The 258-nt window shown below is 57.8% G+C and carries 1 protein-coding gene; it reads right to left on the bottom strand.

The window, feature by feature from the left end; genetic code table 11:
• A partial coding sequence (locus Q4563_RS20860; protein WP_303605878.1) for a hypothetical protein occupies positions 1–258 on the bottom strand: 258 nt, incomplete at both ends.

Genomic DNA, 258 nt, shown 5'->3' with positions numbered 1-258 from the left:
GCATCACACTCATGCTTTCACGGGTATCGGCCTGACGCCCCCGAAAATCAAAGTCGAGGCTGGGGTATTTGGCTTGCAGGTCGACAAAGGCTTCTTCCTGTAACACCGTCATCACAGCCGGGATTTGCGTACGCGGTTCGACATCGGCGGTTACGTTCACCACTTGCCGCCCGGCCCGGCGTGAAATACTCGATGGCGAGACGGTTTTCTCCAGCACCGCGACTTCTGCCAATGGCACATAACCACCGGCTGTCGTAC

Source organism: Gilvimarinus sp. 1_MG-2023 (assembly GCF_030548285.1).
The sequence above is the reverse complement of the archived record's forward strand: the minus strand, read 5'-3'. Positions and strand labels throughout refer to the sequence as shown.